Genomic DNA, 23,362 nt, shown 5'->3' with positions numbered 1-23,362 from the left:
TTTCGACGGGACTACAGGTGGCAGGTATTTCACTGATCACCGCAAAACCTGTAGGAACCGGCTTGTCGGCGATGGGCGTCAACGATAACGCGTGTGATCTGGATAAACGCGGTGCACTGGAGTCCATCGCCAGCAGGCTGGCTCCTACGGGGGATCAGTGACCGACGACGATACGGGTCGAGGATTCGGCATACACCGGACCCAAGCGGTCAAGGCGACCGCTCCAGGCCGTCAGCGCCAGTGCCACCAGCACCACCAGGCCACCAATCCACGCCGTATGAATCAAACCCATCTGCGCGACGATCAAGCCACCTCCCCAGGCACCGCCAGCGATGCCGAGGTTGAACGCGGCGATGTTCAGGCCGGAAGCCACGTCGACCGCGTTTGGCGTGTGATGTTCGGCCTGGCGCACTACGTACACCTGCAACCCCGGCACATTGCCGAAGGCCACGGCACCCCAGACCAGCACGGTGGCCAGCGCCAGCCATGGGTTGCCGGCCGTGAAAGTCAGTACGAACAGCACGGCGGCGAGCAGGCTGAAGATGATTTTCAAGGCGCTGATCGGACCGCGTTTGTCCGCCAGTTTGCCGCCCCAGATGTTGCCCACGGCCACCGAGACACCGTAGACCAGCAGCACCAGGCTGACGGTGCTGGCGCTGAAGCCGGAAATGTCCTGGAGGATCGGTGCCAGGAAGGTGAACGCAATGAACGAACCGCCGTAACCAACCGCCGTCATGGCGTACACCAGCAGTAACCGTGGCTGCTTGAGCACCTGCAATTGCTGCAACAACGACGCGGGTTTGCTGTGGGCGATGTTTTTCGGCACGTACAGCAGGCTGCCGATGAACGCGATGACACCCAGTGCGGACACGGCGAGAAAGGTTTCACGCCAGCCGAAATGCTGGCCGATGAAGGTGCCCAACGGCACGCCAGTCACCAGCGCCACGGTCAGTCCGGTGAACATGATGGCAATCGCGCTGGCGGCTTTATCCTTGGGCACTAGACTGGTGGCGATGGTCGAGCCGATGGAGAAAAACACCCCGTGGGCCAGGCCGGTAACGATCCGCGCAATGATCAGCGATTCATAGCTCGGCGCTTTCCAGGCCAGCAGGTTACCCAGGGTGAACAGCACCATCAGCGACAACAGCAACATTTTGCGCGGTACTTTGCCGGTGAGGGCGGTCAGCACGGGGGCGCCGACCGCGACGCCCAGCGCATACAGGCTGACCAAAAGGCCGGCGGACGGCAGGCTGACACCCAGGTCGGCGCCAATGGTGGGTAACAGGCCAACGATGACGAATTCGGTCGTCCCGATGGCAAAAGCGCTGAGGGTCAGCGCGAGCAAGGCAATGGGCATGGCTGCAACTCCGGTGGGTTGATTCGATGGAGCGCAGTGTCGGGTTTTGAGGCAGGCGGAAAAATACAGGGATGAGCATTTGATATTTGCGCAGCGGTCAAATATGCCCAAGTCCCTCACCACGGAAGGGTAAACAACCCCTTCCTCCGTGAACCATCACCGAACTTAACCGGCATTTCCCGATCAGTCCCTTACAGTCTTATCCAAAGGAGCCGAAGCGTTGATCAAGCTCAAGACAGCGATATTACTGGGGGCGTTGTTGCTACTCGGCAGCGAGGAGCTGGAAGCCGCAGCGGCGATACCGGGCCTGCCGGCGGCCGCCACCGCCGCGACATCAGCGGCCCAACCTGAACCTCTGGTGCAAGGCGGGCTGTTGGGCGCCATCAGTTCCAGCATCGATGAAGTCCAGAGCAAGCTCGATCTCAACGAAGACCTGCTGAACGCGTGGCGCCTGCGCGCTGACCGTGCGGCCAATGAGGTGGATCAACTGGTCAATCGCCCATCGGCCCGTTCGGGCTGGGCCGTGTCGGGGGATTTCCTGCTGCTGACGGCGGTGTGGGCCGGGGTTTTCGGTCTGTTCTGGATACTCGGCAGGTGGTTGACCGAACGTCTGTGCCAGCATCGTGTGTTGCTCAGTCGAGAACGTGGTCAGGCGTTACTGGGCTACGTTTTGCCCTACAGCGTCCCTGCAGTGATCAGTTTGCCGCTGACGATTTATGCCAGTCAGGTGTTGCCCGTGTCGGCCGGTCGGGCACTGGCCTTGTGCTTTGCCTACGCCACCAGTGCCGGTGTCTTCGCCGCCTCCCTGGTGATGTCCCTGGCGGTGCTGTTCAATACCGGTCACAAGCGCCGTGCGGTACACATCATTCGCCAGGAAAGCCCACGGCCGCTGTTCGCGATCGGTTTTCTCGTGGCGCTGAGCGATGCCCTGACCAGTCCGCAGATCGCCCATCAATTGGGTAGCAATCTCACCAGCAGCATCGCCGTCTTTACCGGGCTGGCGGCCTCGATCGCCTTCGGCCTGTTGGTATTGCGCATGCGTCGCCCGGTCGCCCATGTGATCCGGATCCTGCCGCTGGCCCAGCGTCGGGCGCAGCCGGCCTTGCGTGAAACACTGCGGATATTTTCCGGTATCTGGTACTGGCCGATTCTGTTGATGGTACTGGTCTCGATCATCAACCTGATCGGCATTGGTGATGACAATCAGAAAGTGCTGCGCAGCGCGCTGCTCACCACCGTGTTGCTGATCGCCACGGTGTTTCTGAGCACCACACTGCATCATCTGTTCAAGTCCCACAGCGAATCCGAGGTGCGCCACATCGGGGCGTACAAAGAGCGGTTTCTGAGCTTGTCCCACGCGTTGTTGCGCATTGCCATGGCCATCGTGTTCATCGATGTTCTCGGACGCATCTGGGGCGTGTCGCTGTTCGATTTTGCCGTGAGCAACTCTTTCGGCCGTGCCATCAGCGACTCACTGAGCCACATCGGCCTGATTTTCCTGGTGACCTGGATGGTCTGGGTCGTACTGGACACGGCGATTCAGGAAGCCCTCAAACCACCGACCAACAAACGCTCGGCGCGTCAGCCGAGTACGCGGGTCAAAACCATCCTGCCGCTGCTGCGCAACGCGATCAAAATCATCCTGGTGGTGATCTGCGCCATCACCACCATGGCGAACCTGGGCATTAACGTCGCGCCGTTCCTGGCGGGCGCCGGGGTCATCGGTCTGGCGATCGGCTTTGGTTCCCAGCAACTGGTGCAGGATGTGATCACCGGTTTGTTCATCATCATCGAAGACACCCTGTCCATCGGCGACTGGGTGGTGCTCGATTCCGGGCATGCCGGCACGGTCGAAGGCCTGACCATTCGCACCTTGCGCCTGCGCGACGGCAAGGGCTTCGTGCACTCGGTGCCGTTCGGTCAGATCAAGGCCGTGACCAACCAATCGCGGCAGTTTGCCTATGCGTTCTTTTCGGTGCAGTTCACCTATGACACCGATGTCGACCAAGCCATCGGCCTGATTCGCGAGGCCGGGTATTCCATCAGCGACGACCCGTTCCTCAAGTACAACCTGCAAGGGCCGCTGGATGTTTTCGGCGTCGACAAGATGGACCTCAACGGCGTGGTGCTGACGGCGCAGTTTCGCACCGTGTCGGGCGGGCAGTACGCAGTGAGCCGGGCGTTCAACCAGCGTTTGAAAAAGCTTGTGGATAACAGCCCGTGGGTGCATTTCGCGCAGACTTATCCACAGCAGGTTTTGATGCCAAGGCAGCGCGGGGTCGAGCCGCTGCAGGATGGGGCGGCTGAACCGGAGCATTCGGCGGTGTTAATGCCCGATTCGCCGCGTCCTCAATAACACCTCAATCTGGAGCTGGCTTGCCAGCGATTGCGGTATGTCAGTCGAATCAATGTTGGATTTGCCGGCGCCATCGCTGGCAAGCCAGCTACAGGGGATTGTGCTGGATCAGCCGATTGCGCACTTCAGTCATGGCCCGTTGATCCAGTTCCAGCCAGAAATACGGTTTGCCGGCGATCTCGGCCGCGGCCGGCAAACCGTCGCGGTACACCAGTCGATTGCTCGCCAGTGCCGGTACTTTGGGGCCGGGCAGCAGGGTGCCGGCGAGGTTCAAGGGGTCGACGCCGCACACTGCGATCAAGCTGCCGTCATGGGGCCGGCGCCGGACTTCGCGCAGCAGCGCAATCGCCTCGGGCAGGGCGAATTGCTCGCCCGCCAGGCCACTGACAAAGCGTCCACCGCGAATCTCTCCCCGCGCTTCCAGTCGATGGAAGGTGCGCAGCAATTCGCGCCAGCTCGGCAACCAATCGGCCTCGCGCTCCAGCAAGCGCCAGAACACCACGCCATAACGACGCAGCAGGGTCATGGCGATGTGTTCCAGGGTCTCGGCAGGCGTGACTGACGGCCGCTTGTTATCCACAACTGGCGTGACAGCCCCGCGCCGTAACAGTGCCCAACGTCCGGCATCGTCCATACCACCGACAAACGCGCCGCGCCCGCGACGGCTGCTGCGGTTCAGGCGTTTGCTGGCCGGCGTGATCAGTGCCCGCAGGCCAGCGAAGCTGTCGGCGTTCACCAGGCCGGCGCCCACCAGCTCTTGCAAGGCGATTTCCAGCTCCGAGCGCAGCAGGTGGGCCTCGTGAATCAATTCATCGAAAAACAGTGCGCCGTGCTGACTGAGTGCGGCATGGACCTTTTGCGTTTTTGGCGACAGCTCGCTGATGGGCGTTTGCTCGGTCAAGTCGCTCCAGAGACCGACCCGATTGCGCGGCAACAACAGAATCGGCGTGCTGCGCAGTGCGGTGCCGGCGCTTTTGTGGCGCGCGTTGAGGCGGGTCCAGACCAGTTTGCCGCTGCGGCACAGATCATCCAGCCAGCTCGGTGCATAGTCCTTGAGGCGTGCCGGCAGCAGGTCGCTGTCCCAGGCTGATGCGGCGCCAGGGTAGCCCTCGAGCTGCGCGATGATCGTCGGCAACACCGCACTGCCCTGGCCCTGAGTGGCGCTGGACAAGTGCTGCCAGTCGAACAGAAACCTCATGAAATCCTGCAACGCCACCGGCTCGATTTCCCGACGCAGGCGCTTGACCGTGTAGCGATGAATCCTCGCCAGCAAATGACGCTCGCACCATTGTTCCTCGGTCGCGCCCGGCGTGAAGCGGCCGCGCAGCACATAACCTTCGCGTTCCAGCTGCGCCAGTGCCTGGGCGACCTGTGTTGCGGGCAAGCCAAGCGGATCGGCAATCGCCTTCAACGGCAACGGGCCAAAAGCACTGAGTCGGGCGCGGATGACTTCGAGCACCGCATCGTCCGCGTCCCAGTCTTCATCGAACCCCGGCAGCGCCTCCAGTGCCGGCAGCCAATCAGCCTGTGGATAAATCGCCCGCAGGCAGGTCAGCCGTTCCCGTGCCAGCCACAGCGACGAGTCGAGGCGGCAGGCGCGGCCGCTATCGGCCAGGGTGTTGAGCCAGTCGAGCCAGTTCGGGGTGGCTTTGGCTTCAGCCTCGGTGATGCACGCCAGGCTCATCAAAGCCTCATGCATCTCATCGATACCATTGGGGGCCGGCCAGGCTTCTTCGCGCACGGCGGCAATCGCTTCGGCGTCCAGCGCGCCGAGGTCGTCGGTCGATTCCGGATCGCTCCAGCGGCGGTTGAGCACCGCTTGTGTGCGGCGTTCTTCCAGCGGCGCATCGTCGAGAAAGGTGTAGGGGCGGGCGCTGAGAATCTCCGCCGCCAATGGCGAGGGCGCCGGCAGGTCGCGACTGATCAGCCGGATCTCGCCGCGCTCCATGCGTCGCAACAGTGCAAGCCAGCCTTCGCTGTCCATGGCTTCGTGCAGGCAATCGTCGAGGGTTTGTTCCACCAGCGGATGGTCGGGAATGTCCCGCTCGCCGACGAGGTTCTCCAAGCAGGCGATCTGATCGGGAAACACGCTGGCGATCAGGTCTTCGCTCTTCATCCGCTGGATCTGCGGCGGGACTTTTCGCCCGCCGGTATAGCGTGGCAACGCCAGCGCCACCCCGGCATTCCAGCGCCAGCGCACGCCGAACAGCGGCGCATCGAGGACGGCTTGAATCAGCGTGTGCTCGGCGCTGTTGCTGTGCAGGTAACGCCACACGTCATCCAGCTCAAAGCTGTGGCTGGTGGACAGCGACAGCACGATGGCGTCTTCACTGGCGGCGGCCTGCAATTCGAAGTTGAAGGTGCGGCAGAAACGCTTGCGCAGGGCCAGGCCCCAGGCGCGGTTGATGCGGCTGCCGAATGGCGTGTGGATGATCAGTTGCGTGCCGCCGGACTCGTCGAAAAACCGTTCCATCAGCAGCGTGTCTTGCGAGGGCAGGGCGCCGAAGGCCTGGCGCGCGCGGGCCAGGTATTCCACCAGTTGTTCGGCGCTGGCCAGGTTCAGGCCGAGCGTCTGCGTCAGCCAGTCGAGACTCGGCTGCAAGTTGCCCGGCGTGGCACCGAGCCGTTCATCGAGTTGCGCTTGCAGGCGCGCGACGGCAAACGACAGTTCCGCGCTGCGCCCCGGCGCTTCACCGAGCCAGAACGGTATGGTCGGCGGCTGCCCCTGGGCATCCTCGACCCGGACCTTGCCGGTCTCGACCCGCAGGATCCGGTACGACGTATTGCCCAGCTGAAAGACGTCGCCAGCGATGCTTTCCACCGCGAAGTCTTCGTTGACGCTGCCGATGTTCAACCCTTGCGGCTCCAGCAGCACGCTGTAGTCGGCGTTGTCCGGAATGGTCCCGCCGCTGGTCACGGCCGTCAGCTTGGCGCCCCGGCGACCGCGCAGGCTTCGGGTCACTGCATCGCGGTGCAGGTAAGCGCTGCGGATACCCTGGCGACCGTTGTAGCCCTCGGCGAGCATCCGCAGCAGCGCCTGATAATGTTTGTCGTCGAGCGCGGCGTAGGGCGAGGCTTGGCGGAACTGCGCCAGCAGCGCGTCCTCCGGCCATTCCTGGCAACTGACTTCGGCGATGATCTGCTGGGCCAGCACGTCCAGCGGAGCCTCGGGGATTTGCAGGGTATCGAGTTCGCCCCGGCGTACGCAGTCGAGCAGGGCGGCGCATTCGATCAGGTCGTCGCGGGTGGTGGCGAACAAACGGCCCTTGGGGGTGCCGCCGACCTGGTGCCCGGAACGACCGACCCGTTGCAGAAAAGCCGAAATCGAGCGCGGCGAGGCGATCTGGCAGACCAGGTCGACGTCGCCAATGTCGATCCCCAATTCCAGCGACGCCGTGGCGATCAGCACCTGTAACTCGCCGCGCTTGAGCCGTTGCTCGGCATCCAGGCGAAACTCCTTGGCCAGGCTGCCGTGGTGGGCGGCCACGGCGTCCTTGCCCAGGCGTTCGCTCAAGTGGCGGCTCAGACGTTCGGCCAGGCGCCGGGTGTTGACGAAAATCAGCGTGGTCCGGTGTTCGCGGGCGAGGGCGGCGAGGCGGTCGTACACCAGTTCCCAGACATCGTTGGCCATCACTGCTGACAACGGCACCGGCGGTACTTCGATATCCAGGTCCCGTGGGCGGGCGTGGCCGATGTCGATGATCTCGCACGGTCGGTCACGGCCCACCAGGAAGCGCGACACCGCTTCGATGGGTTTCTGCGTGGCGGACAGGCCGATGCGCACCAGTGGCTCGGCGCAGAGCGCTTGCAGGCGTTCCAGGCTCAGGGCCAGGTGGCTGCCGCGTTTACTGGCGGCGATGGCGTGGATCTCATCGACGATCACCGTGCGTGTGGTGCCGAGCATTTGCCGGCCCGAATCGGAACCGAGCAGCACGTAGAGCGACTCCGGGGTGGTGACCAGAATGTGCGGCGCCGTCTTGCGCATCGCCGAGCGCTCTTTTTGCGGCGTGTCGCCGGTGCGCACGGCCGTCGTGATCTGCAGTTCGGGCAAGCCCAGCACGCGCAACTGTTCGGTGATCCCGGCCAGCGGGTCTTGCAGGTTGATGCGGATATCGTTGGACAGTGCCTTGAGCGGCGAGACGTAGACCACCAGGGTTTCGTCCGGCAGGCCTTCGGACTGGGCCAGGCCACGGTGCACCAGGTCGTCGATCACGGCGAGGAACGCGGTGAGGGTCTTGCCGGAACCCGTGGGCGCGGCGATCAGGGTCGAGCGACGCTGGCGGATCAACGGCCACGCCCGGGCCTGGGCGGCGGTCACCGTCGCGAAGGTCTTGCTGAACCAGGCGCTGACGGCGGGGTGGAAGCCGTTCAGGGCACTGTCTGCGGGGATGGGCAGGTTCATGCAACAATTTATGCGGGTGGGGGGCGTAAGATGCAAGTACCGCTCAAGACCTTCGTTGAGTCTTAGGGCCTTATCGCGAGCAGGCTCGCTCCCACAATGCATTGGAGTACACCGCAAATCCCATTTGGGAGCGAGCCTGCTCGCGATGGGGCTGGCGAAGGCACCACAATTCCCGCACATCTACACTTTACGGATGACGGTTGCGCACTAAACCCGCAAAATGCAACGATTCTGGCTACTTTCAACGACACCGCTCGCGAGCGCTGTCGACAAACCCTCGTTCCAATCAGACTGGGCCTGCTGACTCTATGCGAATGCGCCTTATGTTACTGGGCGGCGGAAATGCCCTTGGGCAGGCGCTGATTCGCCTCGGTGCGGAAGAAGACATCGGTTTCCTCGCCCCCCGCCCACCGCAAGACGGCTGGGATGCCGCGAGCCTGACGCAACTGCTCGACGACACCCGCCCGGACGCGCTGATCAACCTCGCCTACTACTTCGACTGGTTTCAGGCGGAGACGGTCAGCGAGCAGCGTCTGGCCGCGCAGGAGCGGGCGATCGAGCGCCTGGCCGAACTGTGCCAGCACCACAACATCGTCCTGCTGCAACCTTCGAGCTATCGCGTGTTCGATGGCTCCCGGGCAACCGCCTATAGCGAAAAAGATGAACCGGTGCCGCTGGGCCTGCGTGGTCAGGCATTGTGGCGCATCGAACAAAGTGTGCGCGCCACGTGCCCGCAGCACGTATTGCTGCGTTTCGGCTGGCTGCTCGATGACAGCCCCGAGGGCACACTGGGGCGTTTTCTCGAGCGGGCCGAACGTCCCGAAGAGCTGTTGATGGCCGACGATCGCCGGGGCAATCCGACCCCGGTGGATGACGCCGCCCGGGTGATCATTTCCGTACTCAAACAGCTCGACTGCGCGGCGCCATTGTGGGGCACCTACCACTACGCCGGGCATGAAGCGACCACGCCGCTGGCCCTGGGCCAGGCAATTCTCACCGAAGCACGCGCCCTGCATCCGCTGGCCATCGAAGCACCGACCGCCCAGGCTCACGCCGCGCGACCGGACGCCGCCGAAGAGCCGCAACACGCGGTGCTGGCCTGCAAGAAAATTCTGCACACGTTCGGGATCAAGCCACGCGCCTGGCGTGCGGCCCTTCCGGGCCTACTCGACAGGTTCTATCGCCATGGCTGAAGGCCCCGTTTTAATCACCGGCGGTGCCGGTTTCATTGGTTCGCACCTGGCCGATGCCTTACTCGCCACCGGGCATAAGGTGCGGGTGCTCGATGACCTGTCGACCGGCAAGCGCAGCAATCTGCCACTGGATAATCCCGATATCGAGTTGATCGTCGGTGATGTCGCCGATGCCGCGCTGGTGGCCCGGGCTATGGTCGGTTGCAGCGCCGTGGCGCACCTGGCGGCAGTGGCGTCGGTGCAGGCCTCGGTGGACGACCCGGTGAAAACGCACCAGAGCAATTTCATCGGTTCGCTGAATGTCTGCGAAGCCATGCGTCAGGCGGGTGTCAAGCGAGTGCTGTTCGCCTCCAGCGCGGCGGTGTACGGCAACAATGGCGAAGGTGAGTCAATCGATGAAGACACGCCCAAGGCGCCATTGACCCCTTACGCCGCGGACAAACTGGCCAGCGAACATTACTTCGATTTCTATCGACGCCAGCACGGACTGGAGCCGGTGATTTTCCGCTTCTTCAACATCTTCGGCCCGCGTCAGGATCCGTCCTCGCCGTATTCCGGGGTGATCAGCATTTTCAGCGAGCGCGCGCAGAACGGCCTGCCGATCACGGTGTTTGGCGACGGTGAGCAGACACGTGATTTTGTCTACGTCGAGGATCTGGTCGGCCTGCTGGTGCAAAGTATCGAGAAGCCTCAGGTGGAAGTCGGGGCGGTCAATGTCGGCTGGAACCAGGCGACCAGTCTCAAGCAGATGCTGACGGCGCTCGAGACGGTGGTCGGCAAGCTGCCGCCGGTGAGCTATGGCCAGGCGCGTTCCGGTGACATCCGCCATTCACGGGCCAATAACCAGCGTCTGCTGGAGCGTTTTACCCGCCCGCAACAGACACCGTTGAGTGTCGGGCTGGCGCGGTTGTTGGGGCGCTGAGATTCTTGCGAGCACAAAAAAGGCGCCTTGGAAGGCGCCTTTTTTGTGGCCCGGATATCGCTTCTGGGGCGATGTATTTCCTGTGGCGAGGGGCGAGCCCCTTCACCACACAAGCCAGGTTCACCACCACGTGAACATCCTTTAGAACTTGTAACCCAGGCCCACCATGTAGATGAACGGGTCCACATCCACATTGACGCGGGCGCGGGTGCCCGGTGCCACGGCGTCGTTTTCCACGGTCGCGCGGGTGTCGATGTCGATGTAGCGCATCTGGGCGTTGAGCATGATGTTGTCGGTAAGCATGTAATCCGCACCGACCTGGAACGCCATGCCCCAGGAGTTATCCGCCTTGAAATTGCTGAAGCCGTTGGCCTGGGCCTGGCTGCTGACGTGCTCGTCATAGATCCAGGTGTAGTTGATACCGGCACCGACGTAAGGCTGGAATACGGACTTTGCGTCCAGCGGGTAGTACACAACGCTGAGGGTCGGTGGCAGGTGTTTCAGCGAGCCGAGTTTGCCATTCGCCGCGCCCAGGGCAGTGCCCTTGAGTTTGACGTCATGCTCGAACGGCGTCGCCGCGAGCAACTCGATCCCCCAGTTGCTGGTGAACATGTAGGCGAAGTTCAAGCCCAGTTGCGTGTCGCTGTTCATGGTCGCCTTGCCACCCAGATCGGTACCCGCCAATGGGCCTTGATCGACCTTTACGCTGGAGCTGTCGTCTTTCGGGTTAACGGTGATTGCACCGGCACGAAGGATGATGTCACCGGCTTCGTGGGCGTGGGCGAGCGGGGCGGCGAGCGCTAGGGAACACAGCGCGACGCTGAGCAAGGACTTGTTCATGGGGGCTCCAGAGGACGTTAAAAATGTTTGATGTCCAATGGTAAACAGCCGTTTGATTTCGTCTTTTGACTCAGCTCAATGAAAGTGGGGTGTGCGCAATTTTGTGGGCGATTTTGCGGGCCTCTTCGCGAGCAGGCTCGCTCCCACAGGGTTGCGCGATTCCCTGTGGGAGCGGGCTTGCCCGCGATGGCGGATGATCTGACAACGCAAAAAACAGCGGACTCACTCCGGCAATTCATACACGTAAATCTTTTCCGCCTCCATCTGATACCCGGCATCCGCCAATTCGCTGGTGGACGGTTTGACCTGCATTGCTCCTTCGATCCAGTACGGTTGGTACAACTCGTCCAGCTTTACCCCGACTTCACTTTTGACGTGCACGATCTGGTTCGATGGCGGTGGCGGCACGTGGATGCAGGCGCCGAAATACGGCACCAGCAAAAACTCCGTGGTGCGTCCTTCCTCGCTCACTTCCAGCGGCACGATGTAACCCGGCAAACGAATGCGCTGCCCATCGAGGGCTTTCACTACCGGCGCGTTGGGCATTTCCTGCTTGGCTGCGGGCGCTGATTCGGCGGACAGTGTGCTGCTCATCTGCGACAGGTCGTGCAGTGGCTTCATGTTCGGCACTTGCGCCGGGGCGTCCGGCGGGATCATTTCCGGCCAGGTCAGCTCTTTCGGCTCGGCCGCCCATAGGGGCAGGGCGACCAGCATCAACAGCGCAAGCAGGGCGCGGGGCATTTTCAACGTCCTCATAAACGGATCGACAGGCCATCGGCCAAGGATTGGCGATAAGCGCGCCAGGCCGGCACGCTGCCCATCAGCAGCGCAGCGAGCAGAATGCCACCGAGCAGCGTCCATTCATATTCGCTCGGCCAGGACAGCGGCAGAAACAGGCCGTAATTGGCTTGCACATAACCTTGGGCGGCGGCGATGCACAGGTACAGCAGCGCCACGCCGGCGACCACGCCGGACAACGCCAGGGCAAACGCCTCCAGCACCAGCAGCGTTGCAATGTGCCACGGCCGCGCGCCCACCGAACGCAGGATCGCCATCTCGCGACGACGCTCGTTGAGGCTGGTGAGAATGGCCGTGAGCATGCCGATCAATCCGGTCAGCACGACGAACAGCGACACCACGAACAAGGCTTTTTCCGCCGTGCCCATCAAGCTCCACAACTCTTGCAACGCCACGCCCGGCAGGATCGCCAGCATGGGTTCGCCGCGGAATTCGTTGATTTCACGCTGCAAGGCAAAGGTCGAAATCTTGTTGTTGAGGCCCAGCATGAACGCGGTGATCGCTTGCGGCGTCAGGTCCATGTTGCGCGCCTGATCGGCGCTGACCCGACCTTCACCCCTGGCCGGTACGCCGTTGTGCCAATCGATGTGAATGGCTTCCATACCACCAAGACTGATGTGCAGCGTGCGGTCCACCGGGGTGCCGGTGCGCTTGAGAATGCCGACCACGGTGAAGGGCTTGTCGTCGTGCTTGACCAGGCTGATCGCCGCGACGCCATGGGCCAGGACCAGTTTGTCGCCGAGTTTGTAGTGCAGTGCATCGGCCACTTCGGCCCCCAGCACCACTTCGAACGGGTCGGTGGCGAAGGCACGACCGTCGGCCAGTTCCAGGTGTTGCTGGCGGCCGTACTGGTAATGCTCGAAGTACGCCTCGGTGGTGCCCATCACCCGATAACCGCGGTGCGAGTCGCCCAGGGATATCGGGATCGCCCACTTCACTTTCGGGTTGCTGGCGAAGTGTTCGAAGCTGTCCCAACGAATGTTGTTGGTGGCGTTGCCGATGCGGAACACCGAATACAGCAACAGGTTGACCGAGCCGGAGCGCGCACCGACGATCAGGTCGGTGCCGCTGATGGTACTGGCGAAACTGGCCTTGGCTTCGGTGCGCACCCGCTCTACCGCCAACAACAGGCAGACCGACAGGGCGATGGCGAACGCAGTGAGGATCGCGGTGAAGCGGCGGTTAGCCAGGCTGGCCATGGCAAGACGAAACAAATACATCTCAGACCTCGGACGGGGTGGCGGCGCGATTGAGATCGGCCAGCGACAGGTGGCGATCGAACAGCGGCGCGAGGCTTTGATCATGGCTGACGAACAGCAGGCTCGAGCCGGCTTCGCGGCATTCGGCGAACAGCAGGCGAATGAAGTTTTCGCGGGCGTCGTAATCCAGGGCCGAGGTCGGTTCGTCGGCGATCACCAGTTCCGGCTGGCCGATCAATGCCCGTGCGGCAGCGACCCTTTGCTGTTGGCCGATGGACAGCGAATCGGCGCGGCGACTGAGGATGCTTTCGTCTTTCAAGCCCAAATGCGCAAGCAACGTGGCAGCCGCCTGATCGATGCTGCCATGGCGCTGGATTGCCCGTTGCGCGCGCAACTTGGAGAAGCGGCAAGGCAGCTCGACGTTTTCGCGCACCGAGAGAAATGGCAGCAGGTTGAACTGCTGGAAGATGTAGCCGGTGTGATCGACGCGAAAGTGATCGCGGGCACCGGCCGAGAGTTCGGTCAGTTCCTGGCCGAGCAGGCGGATACTGCCGCGATTCGGTTTCTGCACACCGCCGAGCAGGCCGAGCAGGGTAGTCTTGCCACTTCCGCTCGGGCCTTTGAGGAACAGGGTTTCCCCCGGCTCCAGGCGAAACGCCGGGATGTCCAGCAACGGTGGGTGACCGGGCCAACTGAAGCCCAGGTCGGACAGTTCGATGAGTGCTTGGGTCATGTGAAACCGGTCTGGTAGTGGGTGAACCTTGTGGGAGCGAGCCTGCTCGCGATGGTGTGTCAGTCAACATCAACGTGGCTGACACTCCTTCGCAAGCAGGCTCGCTCCTACAGGTGATCTTCAGCTAATTCAGAATTTCAGGGCCGCCGCCTTCGCCGTCACCTCAACCCCTTGCTGTCCGCTCGGGCCGATCAGTTGTACCTGAATTTTCTGGGTGGCCGGGAACGTATTGAAGATATTCGCCAGATCCAGAGTCTTCAGCGCAGCGGGAGTGGCGCAAGTGAAGCTGTAATGGGCGTGGATTTCGCTGTGCTCGTGGTGATGTTCGTCTTTGGCGTCATTGGCGTCTTCGTCGTGATCGTCGTCAGCCTTCGGTTTGTCGCCGAACAGCGGGCTTTCCAGTTCCGTGCCAGCGATCTCGCAACCGGCGGCTTTCGGCAGGGCGAACAGCGCCAAGGGTTTTTCCAACTGGGCACGGACAGCAGCAACCTTGGCCTTGTCGGCATCGGTGGTGGCGGCATGTTCGAAGCCCACCAGATTCATTGCCGGGCTTTCCAGCTCCAGCTCCAGGGTCTGACCGTCCAGTGCTGCGTTCAAGCGACCGACACCGTGTTCGTGGGCGCCGAGGCTACCGTGCTCATGGTCGTGGTCATGTTCATCAGCCGCGTGTGCGACAGCCAGCGGCAACAGGGCAAATGGCAAGGCGAGCAGCAGACGATGCATGGGCGTAACTCCGAAAGTAAAATGAAGAATTTGTTATGTAATCTTATAACGTTATGGCGGAGAGTTTGACCGTCTGCTTGGCGTTGCACAAGTCCCATGGGAGCATGCCGGACAGAAATGTGCAGGAGCTGACTCATGTTGCGAATTCGCGGAAGCATCGGCGACTGGCCGGTGGATTTGACGCTGGAGATGGACGACGCCGACTGGGCGCGGCTGGGGGCGCAGTTGACTGTTGAGAAAACCGGGGTCACTGCCGCGCCGGCTAAACCGCAGAATCAGGATGATGCGCTGTGGCAGATCGCCAGGGACCTGCTGCGCAAGGCTGGACAGTTGAGTGGGCCGGATCTGCTGGAGCAACTGGAAGGGCTGACCGGCAATGCGTCGGCGGGCAAACGACTGTTGGTGCGTTTGCGCCATAGCCCGGACGTGAAGTTGGAGAGCGGCGGGGATACGCCGCTCTATCGCTGGTTGTAGGAGCGAGCTTGCTCGCGAAGGATGTCAATCCTGACGCGGGCTACCTGCATAACTGCGGCGCCCTTATGTCCATCGCGAGCAAGCTCGCGCCTACAGGGCCGCGCTTAATAAAGCGCGGCAAACAACTTGCGACGGTAGGTGGTCACCAGCGGGTGATCGTTGCCGAGCAGTTCGAACACCTGCAGCAAGGTCTTGTGCGGCAAGCCTTCGCTGTAGCTGCGGTTGCGGATGAACAGCTTGAGCAGGCCATCCAGCGCGGCGTCGTATTGCTGGCGGGCCAGTTGCTGCACCGCCAGTTGATAGACCGCCTCATCGTCCTGCGGATTTTTTGCCAGGCGCGCCTTCAGGTCGGCGGCATCCGGCAAGTCCTTGGCCTGGCCGAGAAACTTGATCTGCGCCTTGGCACCGGCCAATGCAGCTTTGTGTTCATCAGTCTTGACCGCGTCGAGCACCGCTTGTGCCTCGCCCAGTTCACCGCGTTCGGTGAGGCAGCGGGCATAGAGGATCAGCGCCTTGGCGTTGGTGTTGTCTTCGCCCAGCAGCACTTTGAGGATGGCTTCGGCGTCGGCGAAGCGGCTGTCGTCGAACAGCGCCTGAGCCTGTACGAAAGGGTCGGCAGCGGCCGGCGGCGGCATTTGCACGTGAGGCTCGAGCAGCGCGCGCACGGCTGATTCCGGTTGGGCCCCGGCAAAACCGTCGACGGGCTGACCATCCTTGAACAGCACCACGGTTGGCAGACTGCGAATGCCGAAACGGGCGACGATGTCCTGTTCGATGTCGCAGTTGACCTTGGCCAGCAGCAACTCACCCTGGTAGCTCTCGGCAATGGTCTGCAGCATCGGCATCAGCACTTTGCACGGCGCACACCATTCGGCCCAGAAATCCACCAGCACCGGTTTGTGGAAAGAATTCTCGATCACCGACTGGTCGAAGTCGGCGGTCGTGGCGTCGAAGATGTACGGCGTTTCCTGACTCATGGGGGATCTCGTAGAAGCGTGAATGGGGCAACTATACGGCCTGGCGGGGTGTGGCCGGAAGCGGGGGCGTGAAAGGTGCGTTGCGTGACAGGCTCGCTCCTACAGTGGTTGTGTGTCGAATACAAATCCTGTGGGAGCGAGCCTGCTCGCGATGCTTTCAGGCGCGCCGCGCATGGTAGAGGCTCACATGCCGAAACTCTTCCGGCTCGGCCAGATCCGGCAGGGTCATGGCTTCAAGCATTTCGATTCGACGATACAGCGGATGGCGAAAATCCCTGACTCGCGAATCGGCCACCAGCGCTTCCTGGCCTCGACTCAAGAACTCATCGAGCAGCGGCAGGTTCGCGCGGTCGTACAGCACATCGGCGACCAGGATCAGATCAAAGCGATCGGCTTCAGCGAAAAAATCCGTCGAATAGCTGAGCTGCACGTCATTGAGTTCGGCGTTCGCCCGACAGGCGGCAATCGCCAGCGGGTCGAGGTCGCAAGCCACCACTTCCAGCGCTCCGGCCTTCACCGCCGCAATCCCGGCGACGCCGGAGCCGGCGCCGAAATCCAGGACACGCTTGCCTTTGACCCACTCGGGAAATTGCGCGAGATAACGGGCTACAGCCAAACCGCTGGCCCAGCAGAAACACCAGTAAGGCGGTTCATGCAGAATCCGTCGGGTTTCTTCCGGGGTGAAGGCGCGGTCCATGTTGTCGCCGTCGATCAACCAGAGCTTCAGGTCGGTGCCCGGCAGCTCACCGGCTACCAGGCGCGCGTCACCGAGCAATTCACCCAAGGCCTGTTGCAGGTCGAGCGGTGTACTCATGGGGCTGTGACGAATTGCAGTTGACCCAGCACCTGGGTGGTCGGTTGGGTAATCAATTGCGATGGCAGATGCAGGATCAATTGGCCGGACTGACTGGCGCGGCCACGCAGTTCGACCCGGGCGCCGGCCGGGAAGGATTCCGGATTGAAGCGCAGGTGAAACGGCAGCACCTGGTTGTTGCCGATCAGGCTCGAACTGGCGAGTAACTGTTGCGGACGGCCTTTTTCGTCGATCACCAGCAGCGCCAGTTCGACTTCGGCGCCCGCCGGCACGCCTTGCAGGGTGCCGCTCAATTCACGTTGATAGGCCGGCAGCGGACCGAGATTGGCAGACTCCCTGGCTTTCTTCTGCGCCTGCTCCGGCGCGGGGCCTGGTGTCGGTGGCTGGGGTTTGGGCGCATTGCTGCCGCAAGCCACCAGCAGGCTGAACAGGCTGAGCAAAACGAGCGGTCGTAGCGACATTGGCAGCTCCGTTAAAGGTAAATTCCATGGATCTAAAGATCATGGCGTCTGTATACCGCAAACCCTATGGCTTGTCTTGCCACGGGGATGCGCTACCATGGCCCTCCCTTTTTTTGTTGCCTGCCACCATGCACTGTCCCTTCTGCGGTGCCAACGACACCAAGGTCATCGACTCGCGTCTGGTCGCCGAGGGCGAACAGGTGCGCCGCCGGCGTGAATGCCTGGCCTGCGGCGAGCGATTCACGACGTTCGAGACCGCCGAACTGGTGTTGCCGCGCCTGATCAAAACCGACGGCAGTCGTCAGCCGTTCGACGAAGAAAAACTCCGCGCCGGCATGCAGCGCGCGCTGGAAAAGCGCCCGGTGAGTGTAGAACGCCTGGAATCATCGTTGGTGCACATCAAGCACAAACTGCGTGCCACCGGTGAGCGAGAGGTCAAATCCCTCGTGGTGGGTGAACTGGTGATGGCCGAGCTGCAGAAGCTCGACGAAGTCGCCTACATACGTTTCGCTTCGGTGTATCGCCGCTTCCAGGACCTCAACGAGTTCCGCGAAGAGATCGATCGCCTGGCCCGAGAGCCGGTGAAAGAATGAGCCTGCCCGCAGAACAAGCCATCCTCGACGCCCATTTCATGACCCGCGCCCTCGAACTGGCGCGCAAAGGTCATTACACGACCCACCCCAACCCCCGGGTCGGTTGCGTGATCGTGCGGGACGGGCAGATTGTCGGCGAAGGCTGGCACGAACGCGCCGGCGAACCCCACGCGGAAGTCCACGCCTTGCGCGCCGCCGGTGAACTCGCCCGTGGCGCCACCGCTTACGTAACCCTCGAACCCTGCAGCCACCACGGCCGGACACCACCCTGTGCCGATGCACTGGTCAATGCCGGTGTGGCGCGGGTGGTCGCGGCCATGCAGGACCCGAACCTGGAAGTCGCCGGTCGTGGCTTGCAACGCCTGGAGCAGGCCGGCATCGCCACTGAAAGCGGCGTGCTGGAAGGCGAGGCGCGCACGCTCAATCAAGGTTTCTTGAAACGCATGGAGCACGGCTTGCCGTTCGTGCGGGTCAAGCTGGCCATGAGCCTCGATGGCCGCACGGCGATGGAAAGCGGTGAAAGCCAATGGATCACCGGCCCGGCGGCGCGTTCGGCGGTGCAACGTCTGCGTGCCCAGGCCAGTGTGGTATTGACCGGTACCGACACGGTGCTGGCGGATAACGCCCGCTTGACCGTGCGTGCCGACGAGTTGGGGCTGGACGCCGGGCAAACCGCACTGGCCATGAGCCGTCCGCCGCTGCGCGTGCTGGTCGACGGTCGTCTGCGCGTGCCGCTGGATGCGCCATTCTTCAAGGCCGGTCCGGCGCTGGTGGCCACGTGCATGGCGGTGGAGGAGCAATACGCCAACGGACCAGAATGCCTGATCGTACCGGGCTACGATGGCCAGGTCGATTTGCGCCAGTTACTGGTCGAACTTGCCGCTCGCGGTGTCAACGAAGTGCTGGTCGAGGCCGGGCCGCGCCTGGCCGGGGCTTTTGCTCAGCAAGGTCTGGTCGACGAGTTTGTGATCTTCATGGCCGGCAAGTTCCTGGGCTCCTTGGCGCGTCCGCTGCTGGACTGGCCGCTTGCGCAAATGAAGGATGCGCCGTCGCTCAAAATTACCGAAATTCGCGCGGTTGGCGATGACTGGCGAATCACTGCCATTCCTTTGCCAGCAGCGAGCGTATAATTTTCGGCCATCGCTATAGCGCTGGCTTTGTTCTCGAGGAGAACCCCATGTTCACCGGCATCATCGAATCCATCGGCAGTATTCGTGCATTGACCCCAAAAGGCGGAGATGTGCGGGTCCATGTAGAAACCGGCAAGCTCGACCTGAGCGACGTCAAACTGGGCGACAGCATCGCGGTCAACGGCGTGTGCCTGACCGCCGTTGAGTTGCCGGGCAACGGCTTTGCGGCCGACGTCAGCCGCGAAACCCTCGACTGCACCGCCATGAACGACCTCAAAAGCGGCAGTCCGGTGAACCTGGAAAAAGCCCTGACCCCGACCACCCGTCTTGGCGGGCATCTGGTCAGCGGGCATGTCGATGGCGTGGGTGAAGTGGTGGCCCGCACCGAGAATGCCCGTGCCGTGGAATTCCGCATCCGCGCGCCGAAAGAACTGGCCAAGTACATCGCCCATAAAGGCTCGATCACCGTCGACGGCACCAGCCTGACGGTGAACGCGGTCGATGGCGCCGAGTTCCTGCTGACCATCATTCCGCACACCCTGAGCGAAACCATCATGGCGTCGTACCAGCCGGGTCGCCGGGTGAATCTGGAAGTGGACTTGCTGGCACGTTACCTGGAGCGCCTGTTGCTGGGCGACAAGGCCGCAGAGCCTACGGCTGGCAGCACCATTACTGAAAGCTTTCTGGCCGCCAACGGCTACCTCAAATCCTGACTCAAGGGGGTGCCTTGTGGCGCTCAATAGCATCGAAGAACTGGTTGAAGACATCCGCCAAGGCAAGATGGTCATCCTCATGGATGACGAAGACCGCGAGAACGAAGGCGACCTGATCATGGCCGCCGAGTGCTGCAAGCCCGAGCACATCAACTTCATGGCCAAGCACGCCCGTGGCCTGATCTGCATGCCGATGAGCCGCGAGCGTTGCGAGCTGCTGAAGCTGCCGCTGATGGCGCCACGCAACGGTTCCGGCTTCGGCACCAAGTTCACCGTGTCGATCGAAGCGGCCACCGGTGTGACCACCGGCATCTCCGCCGCCGACCGCGCACGCACCGTACAAGCGGCTGCCGCCCGTGATGCCAAGGCTGAAGACATCGTCAGCCCGGGCCACATCTTCCCGCTGATGGCCCAGGCCGGTGGCACCCTGGCTCGCGCCGGCCACACCGAAGCCGCCTGCGACCTGGCGCGCATGGCCGGTTTCGAGCCGAGCGGCGTGATCTGCGAAGTGATGAACGACGACGGCACCATGTCCCGTCGCGCGGAACTGGAAGCTTTCGCAGCCGAACACGACATCAAGATCGGTACCATCGCCGATCTGATTCACTACCGGATGATCCACGAACGTACCGTTCAGCGGATTGCCGAGCAGCCGCTGGACAGCGAACTGGGCCAATTCAACCTGGTGACCTATCGTGATTCGGTGGAGGGCGACGTGCACATGGCACTGACCCTGGGCAATGTCTGCGCCGAGGAACCGACCCTGGTTCGCGTGCACAACATGGACCCGCTGCGCGACTTGCTGATGGTCAAGCAACCGGGTCGCTGGAGCCTGCGCGCCGCCATGGCTGCGGTTGCCGAGGCCGGCAGCGGCGTGGTGCTGTTGCTCGGACACCCGCTCGATGGCGACGTGTTGCTGGCGCACATCCGCGAAACCGCGGACCACGCGGCCGTGAAAAAACCGACCACCTACAGCATTGTCGGTGCCGGTTCGCAGATCCTGCGTGACCTCGGTGTGCGCAAAATGCGCCTGATGTCTGCACCGATGAAATTTAATGCGATATCCGGTTTCGATCTGGAAGTTGTAGAATACGTGCCCTCCGAATAATGACCGGTTGTTTCCGGCCTTGAATTCGCGGTTCAAATATCACTGAGGGGCGCGTAGAAGACGCGTCCCGGCTCTTTAAGAGATCTAACGAATGACCCTGAAGACCATCGAAGGTACCTTCATCGCCCCTAAAGGCCGCTACGCTCTGGTAGTGGGCCGTTTCAACAGCTTCGTCGTTGAAAGCCTGGTCAGCGGTGCAGTTGATGCCCTGGTTCGCCATGGCGTGAGCGAAAGCGACATCACCATCATCCGTGCGCCTGGCGCCTTCGAAATCCCGCTGGTTGCGCAGAAAGTCGCTCAGAAGGGTGAATTCGCGGCAATCATCGCCCTGGGCGCGGTCATTCGTGGCGGTACTCCGCATTTCGAATACGTGGCAGGCGAATGCACCAAGGGCCTGGCCCAGGTGTCCATGGAGTTCGGCGTTCCGGTTGCCTTCGGCGTCCTGACCGTTGATTCCATCGAGCAAGCCATCGAACGTTCCGGCACCAAGGCCGGTAACAAAGGTGCTGAAGCTGCCCTGTCCGCTCTGGAAATGGTCAGCCTGCTGGCGCAGTTGGAGGCCAAGTGATTAGCGACGAAAGCGATCGTTTTAACCCGCGCGATCCAAAGCCTGCGGATGCCGGCAAGCCATCGAAAAGCGTCAAGCGTCGCGAAGCCCGTCAGCTCGCGACCCAGGCGCTGTACCAATGGCACATGGCCAAGCAGTCGCTGAACGAGATCGAAGCGCAGTTCCGGGTCGATAACGATTTCACCGATGTCGATGGTGCTTATTTCCGCGAGATCCTCCACGGGGTTCCGCAGTTCAAGACCGAAATCGACACCGCACTCAAGCCTTGCCTGGACCTGACCATCGAAGAGCTCGACCCGGTTGAACTGGCGGTTCTGCGCCTGTCCACCTGGGAGCTGCTCAAGCGCGTCGACGTGCCGTACCGCGTTGTGATCAACGAAGGTATCGAACTGGCCAAGGTCTTCGGTTCCACCGACGGCCACAAGTTCGTCAACGGTGTGCTCGACAAACTGGCCCCGCGTCTGCGTGAAGCTGAAGTGAAGGCGTTCAAGCGCTAACCTGCGCTTGAACTGCCATTACCATGGGTGAGTTTGAGCTGATCCGCAATTTCTTCGCCGCCGCGCCTTGTGCGCAGGGCGGCGAAGGCGTTGCCCTCGGGATCGGTGATGATTGCGCCTTGCTGGCTATTCCCACAGGGGAACAGCTGGCGATTTCTACCGATACGCTGGTGGCCGGTGTGCACTTCGCCGACCCTTGCGATCCCTTTCTGCTCGGCCAGCGCTCGCTGGCCGTGGCTGTCAGTGACCTGGCCGCCATGGGCGCCACCCCCATCGCCTTTACCCTTGCCCTGACCTTGCCGACGGTGACTACCGATTGGTTGCAGGCCTATGCCCGTGGTTTGAGCCTGATGGCGCAAAGCTGCCGCGTGGCGCTCGTCGGCGGTGACACCACCCGCGGGCCGCTGAGCATGACCATGACCGTGTTCGGGCGCGTGCCCAACGGCCTGGCCCTGACCCGCAGCGGCGCACAACCGGGCGACTTGTTGTGCGTCGGCGGTGAACTGGGCAATGGCGCTGGCGCCTTGCCGCTGGTGCTCGGTGAGCGCACCGCCGAACCTGCCATCGCCGATCCGCTGTTGGCGCACTACTGGTCGCCGCAACCGCAGTTGGCGCTGGGTCAGGCACTGCGTGGCAAGGCAACGGCGGCGCTGGACATCTCCGATGGCTTGCTCGCTGATTGTGGGCACATTGCCCTGGCATCGAAGGTCGCCGTTCAAGTCGAGTGCGATCGCTTGCCGTTGTCCAGTGCGCTGGTCGCTTTCCTCGGGAAGGCAGGGGCGCAGAACGCGGCGCTCAGCGGTGGCGATGATTACGTATTGGCTTTCACGCTACCGTCCGTCGAGTTACCGCCATTGCTGGCCGAGGGCTGGCCGATTCATGTAGTCGGGCGGATTGTGGCGGGGCAGGGCGTGACGCTGCTCGATAGCGATGGGCAAGACATCACCCCGCAAACCCGGGGTTATCAACATTTTCGGGAGTCACCGTGACAGATCATCCCAAACAGGTCCCGGGGGAGTTCGTACCGCCGTCGGTCTGGCGCAACCCGTGGCATTTCCTGGCGTTCGGCTTCGGCTCGGGCACCTTGCCAAAGGCCCCAGGCACCTGGGGTTCATTGGTGGCGCTGCCCTTTATTCCGTTGTGGCAGATGCTGCCGGACTGGGGATACTGGCTGATGCTGGGCATCACCATGCTGTTCGGCTTCTGGCTGTGCGGCAAAGTCGCGAACGATTTGCGGGTGCACGACCATGAAGGCATCGTCTGGGACGAAATGGTCGGGATGTGGATCACCCTGTGGCTGGTGCCGGAAGGCTGGCAGTGGTTGCTGGCGGGTTTCCTGATGTTCCGTTTCTTCGATATTCTCAAGCCGTGGCCGATTCGCTGGATCGACCGGCACGTGCATGGTGGCGTCGGGATCATGCTCGATGATGTTTTGGCGGGTGTGTTTGCATGGCTGGCGATGCAGGGACTGGTATGGATTTTCGCCTGACCTGACCGCAGAGGT

General features: G+C 62.3%; 22 protein-coding genes. 12 read left to right on the top strand and 10 right to left on the bottom strand.

Annotated elements, in window-relative coordinates; all coding sequences use genetic code 11:
• Nucleotides 1-154 precede the first annotated feature (154 nt).
• Nucleotides 155-1,357: an MFS transporter gene (locus F7R06_RS22240; protein ID WP_090325582.1), complete on the bottom strand. Its 1,203-nt coding sequence runs from the start codon at nucleotides 1,355-1,357 to the stop codon at nucleotides 155-157.
• Nucleotides 1,358-1,577: 220 nt separating this feature from the next.
• Between F7R06_RS22240 and F7R06_RS22235 the strand changes: the two genes are divergently transcribed.
• Complete coding sequence (locus tag F7R06_RS22235; RefSeq protein WP_090325580.1) at nucleotides 1,578-3,713, top strand: mechanosensitive ion channel family protein; 2,136 nt, start codon at nucleotides 1,578-1,580, stop codon at nucleotides 3,711-3,713.
• Nucleotides 3,714-3,801: 88 nt separating this feature from the next.
• On the opposite strand, the gene F7R06_RS22230 is transcribed toward F7R06_RS22235, so the two are convergent.
• A complete protein-coding gene (locus F7R06_RS22230; RefSeq protein ID WP_090325579.1) occupies nucleotides 3,802-8,115 on the bottom strand; it encodes an Lhr family helicase in 4,314 nt (1,437 codons plus the stop codon).
• Nucleotides 8,116-8,423: 308 nt separating this feature from the next.
• Here F7R06_RS22230 and F7R06_RS22225 point away from each other — a divergent pair, with 308 nt between their 5' ends.
• Nucleotides 8,424-9,308, top strand: a complete 885-nt coding sequence (locus tag F7R06_RS22225) for a sugar nucleotide-binding protein (RefSeq protein ID WP_090325577.1) — start codon at nucleotides 8,424-8,426, stop codon at nucleotides 9,306-9,308.
• Nucleotides 9,301-10,230: an NAD-dependent epimerase/dehydratase family protein gene (locus tag F7R06_RS22220; RefSeq protein ID WP_090325575.1), complete on the top strand. Its 930-nt coding sequence runs from the start codon at nucleotides 9,301-9,303 to the stop codon at nucleotides 10,228-10,230. The genes F7R06_RS22225 and F7R06_RS22220 overlap by 8 nt, the downstream gene beginning before the upstream one ends.
• Before the next feature lie 141 nt (nucleotides 10,231-10,371).
• Here F7R06_RS22220 and F7R06_RS22215 read toward each other — a convergent pair whose 3' ends face one another.
• The 5 genes from F7R06_RS22215 to F7R06_RS22195 all read right to left on the bottom strand — a co-directional run bounded on the left by F7R06_RS22215 (nucleotide 10,372) and on the right by F7R06_RS22195 (nucleotide 14,523).
• Nucleotides 10,372-11,070 carry an OmpW/AlkL family protein gene (locus F7R06_RS22215; protein ID WP_090325574.1) on the bottom strand — a complete coding sequence of 233 codons (699 nt, stop codon included), beginning with the start codon at nucleotides 11,068-11,070 and terminating at the stop codon, nucleotides 10,372-10,374.
• A 222-nt stretch (nucleotides 11,071-11,292) separates the two neighbouring features.
• A complete protein-coding gene (locus tag F7R06_RS22210) occupies nucleotides 11,293-11,826 on the bottom strand; it encodes a DUF3299 domain-containing protein (RefSeq protein WP_090325572.1) in 534 nt (177 codons plus the stop codon).
• Complete coding sequence (locus tag F7R06_RS22205) at nucleotides 11,823-13,088, bottom strand: ABC transporter permease (protein ID WP_090325570.1); 1,266 nt, start codon at nucleotides 13,086-13,088, stop codon at nucleotides 11,823-11,825. Before F7R06_RS22205 ends, F7R06_RS22210 begins: the two co-directional genes overlap by 4 nt.
• A gap of 1 nt (nucleotide 13,089) precedes the next feature.
• Nucleotides 13,090-13,800, bottom strand: coding sequence for an ABC transporter ATP-binding protein (locus F7R06_RS22200; protein WP_090325568.1), 711 nt, complete (start codon nucleotides 13,798-13,800; stop codon nucleotides 13,090-13,092).
• A gap of 129 nt (nucleotides 13,801-13,929) precedes the next feature.
• Entirely contained in the window at nucleotides 13,930-14,523 is a 594-nt protein-coding gene (locus F7R06_RS22195) for a DUF2796 domain-containing protein (RefSeq protein WP_090325567.1), read from the bottom strand.
• A 135-nt stretch (nucleotides 14,524-14,658) separates the two neighbouring features.
• Here F7R06_RS22195 and F7R06_RS22190 point away from each other — a divergent pair, with 135 nt between their 5' ends.
• Nucleotides 14,659-14,997 (top strand): hypothetical protein, encoded by a 339-nt coding sequence (locus F7R06_RS22190; RefSeq protein ID WP_090325565.1) that lies wholly within the window; start codon nucleotides 14,659-14,661, stop codon nucleotides 14,995-14,997.
• Between the two features lie 104 nt (nucleotides 14,998-15,101).
• Here F7R06_RS22190 and trxA read toward each other — a convergent pair whose 3' ends face one another.
• The 3 genes from trxA to F7R06_RS22175 form a co-directional block, all read right to left on the bottom strand.
• Entirely contained in the window at nucleotides 15,102-15,974 is an 873-nt protein-coding gene (gene trxA, locus F7R06_RS22185; protein WP_090325563.1) for a thioredoxin, read from the bottom strand.
• 157 nt (nucleotides 15,975-16,131) lie between these two features.
• The gene (locus F7R06_RS22180; protein ID WP_090325561.1) at nucleotides 16,132-16,788 is read right to left on the bottom strand and encodes a class I SAM-dependent methyltransferase; all 657 of its coding nucleotides are present in this window, start codon (nucleotides 16,786-16,788) and stop codon (nucleotides 16,132-16,134) included.
• Complete coding sequence (locus tag F7R06_RS22175) at nucleotides 16,785-17,249, bottom strand: YbaY family lipoprotein (RefSeq protein WP_090325559.1); 465 nt, start codon at nucleotides 17,247-17,249, stop codon at nucleotides 16,785-16,787. Before F7R06_RS22175 ends, F7R06_RS22180 begins: the two co-directional genes overlap by 4 nt.
• 128 nt (nucleotides 17,250-17,377) lie before the next feature.
• Here F7R06_RS22175 and nrdR point away from each other — a divergent pair, with 128 nt between their 5' ends.
• The 8 genes from nrdR to F7R06_RS22135 all read left to right on the top strand — a co-directional run bounded on the left by nrdR (nucleotide 17,378) and on the right by F7R06_RS22135 (nucleotide 23,347).
• Complete coding sequence (nrdR, locus tag F7R06_RS22170) at nucleotides 17,378-17,842, top strand: transcriptional regulator NrdR (protein ID WP_003228656.1); 465 nt, start codon at nucleotides 17,378-17,380, stop codon at nucleotides 17,840-17,842.
• On the top strand, nucleotides 17,839-18,972 hold the full coding sequence (gene ribD / locus F7R06_RS22165) for a bifunctional diaminohydroxyphosphoribosylaminopyrimidine deaminase/5-amino-6-(5-phosphoribosylamino)uracil reductase RibD (protein ID WP_090325556.1): 1,134 nt from the start codon (nucleotides 17,839-17,841) through the stop codon (nucleotides 18,970-18,972). The genes nrdR and ribD overlap by 4 nt, the downstream gene beginning before the upstream one ends.
• Before the next feature lie 47 nt (nucleotides 18,973-19,019).
• Entirely contained in the window at nucleotides 19,020-19,685 is a 666-nt protein-coding gene (locus tag F7R06_RS22160; RefSeq protein ID WP_008059524.1) for a riboflavin synthase, read from the top strand.
• A 16-nt stretch (nucleotides 19,686-19,701) separates the two neighbouring features.
• The gene (ribBA, locus tag F7R06_RS22155) at nucleotides 19,702-20,793 is read left to right on the top strand and encodes a bifunctional 3,4-dihydroxy-2-butanone-4-phosphate synthase/GTP cyclohydrolase II (protein ID WP_090325554.1); all 1,092 of its coding nucleotides are present in this window, start codon (nucleotides 19,702-19,704) and stop codon (nucleotides 20,791-20,793) included.
• 91 nt (nucleotides 20,794-20,884) lie between these two features.
• The gene (gene ribH / locus F7R06_RS22150; protein ID WP_003228649.1) at nucleotides 20,885-21,361 is read left to right on the top strand and encodes a 6,7-dimethyl-8-ribityllumazine synthase; all 477 of its coding nucleotides are present in this window, start codon (nucleotides 20,885-20,887) and stop codon (nucleotides 21,359-21,361) included.
• Nucleotides 21,358-21,858, top strand: coding sequence for a transcription antitermination factor NusB (nusB, locus tag F7R06_RS22145; RefSeq protein ID WP_008000432.1), 501 nt, complete (start codon nucleotides 21,358-21,360; stop codon nucleotides 21,856-21,858). The genes ribH and nusB overlap by 4 nt, the downstream gene beginning before the upstream one ends.
• A gap of 23 nt (nucleotides 21,859-21,881) precedes the next feature.
• Entirely contained in the window at nucleotides 21,882-22,847 is a 966-nt protein-coding gene (gene thiL, locus F7R06_RS22140; protein ID WP_090325552.1) for a thiamine-phosphate kinase, read from the top strand.
• Complete coding sequence (locus tag F7R06_RS22135; RefSeq protein ID WP_090325550.1) at nucleotides 22,844-23,347, top strand: phosphatidylglycerophosphatase A family protein; 504 nt, start codon at nucleotides 22,844-22,846, stop codon at nucleotides 23,345-23,347. The genes thiL and F7R06_RS22135 overlap by 4 nt, the downstream gene beginning before the upstream one ends.
• Nucleotides 23,348-23,362 lie beyond the last annotated feature (15 nt).

This window comes from Pseudomonas moorei, from assembly GCF_008801475.1.
Taxonomy (GTDB): domain Bacteria; phylum Pseudomonadota; class Gammaproteobacteria; order Pseudomonadales; family Pseudomonadaceae; genus Aquipseudomonas; species Aquipseudomonas moorei.
The sequence above is the reverse complement of the archived record's forward strand: the minus strand, read 5'-3'. Positions and strand labels throughout refer to the sequence as shown.